A 1,465-nucleotide genomic window follows, 5' to 3' on the forward strand; every position below is an offset into this window, starting at 1 on the left:
ATATTCCTAATCTCTTTTTCTGTCATGAGTTGGCAGGCATAGCCTGCTTAGAGTTTTGAGTGTTTAAAGCGATGAGTATTTTCGTTTTAAAGTTCTTGAATGTCTTAAATCCAAAAACTTGTCGTTTGATATGAGTCTCTATAGCCTTCTACAATGACTATTTTATACTGATTTTAATTCAAAATCTGAATATAGAATTATGGTTCGAGTCTCCTTATCCTAGTAAATCGTCCAGATTTACACCTTGTACTTAAATGGTTTCAGATTTAGATTTTCATTGAGTATTAGGTTATAATAGTTTTATCTTTTGAAAGGTTTTTGGGTCTCATGCACAAAAAAGTTTCTATTCCCGAGTTATTTTTTGACTTGGTTTATGTTTATGCGATTGGACGATCGATGACTTTAATCCATCATTTACAAGACGGTTTTATCCCTCTGGGTGATTTTATTATTTTCACCTTATCATTTTTATTTTTAATCAATATCTGGGTTTATCAAACTGTCTTTCTCAATCGCTACGGTACTGAAAGTATTAAAAACCATGCGTTTTTGTTTCTTGATATGGGGCTCTTGTTGCTTATATCCAATAGTTTTAGTTTAGAATGGCAGGGGCAATTTACTCCTTTTGTGATTTTAGTACTCTTACTGACAGCCAGTTTATTTAGCCAATATTTTCTAGCATTAAAAGATCATAAAAGTCCAGAACATCAAGAGCTGATCAAGAATTATTTGCTGATTTTAGGGGTTCGTTTTGCTCTTGTTTTACTCAGTTTATTCATGTCCTTAACGTTTGGGATCTACTTTTACTTGGCTGGCTTTTTGGCGGGGTTGGTGTTGCCTCTCTTTTTCCAAAAGGATACAAGTAGGGTTCCCATTAGTTTTGCCCATTTGGTCGAGAGGTTGACGCTTTTGGTGATCATTACTTTTGGTGAAATGATTATGGGGGGTATTGCTAAATATTTTACGCTTGTGACTTTTTCTTTTCAATCTATTCTTTTTTTCATCATTGTTTTATCACTCTTTTGGTTTTATTATGAAGAATTTTATGTGGATATTAATCATGACAATCCTCATACGACAGGAATGCGTATGATTTACCTCCACTATGTTATTTTTCTCAGTTTGACAATGGTGACGGCGGCACTGAGTTTCTTGACAGAGCCAGATGTTAATAATCTGTTTGTCGTGCTTTTCTTATTTGTTGCTCTTGGGATGTATTATTTTAGTATCGTCCTACATAATACTTATAATAAGGCAAGCCGTCACCTAAGTGATCGTTTTTTAAAGCATATCCTATTAATTTATTTGGTATCATTGGCTAGTTCGTTGATCTTTTCGGGACAGCATTTGTTGGTAACTTTTATTGTAACTGGTTTAACAGCTAGTTTAGCTTATTTATTTTATCAGATGGGCAACTAAAAAACCTTCTTTATCTTAGCGATTGTGAACTGCACCCCAAAAGTTA

The 1,465-nt window shown here is 33.8% G+C and carries 1 protein-coding gene; it reads left to right on the plus strand.

What is annotated here, in order from left to right; translation table 11 throughout:
- Positions 1-327: 327 nt before the first annotated feature.
- A complete protein-coding gene (locus tag ACMZ6U_RS10355) occupies positions 328-1,419 on the plus strand; it encodes a low temperature requirement protein A (protein ID WP_416108337.1) in 1,092 nt (363 codons plus the stop codon).
- Positions 1,420-1,465: the final 46 nt, after the last annotated feature.

The organism is Streptococcus pluranimalium, assembly GCF_047785745.1.
GTDB classification, from domain to species: Bacteria; Bacillota; Bacilli; order Lactobacillales; family Streptococcaceae; genus Streptococcus; species Streptococcus pluranimalium_B.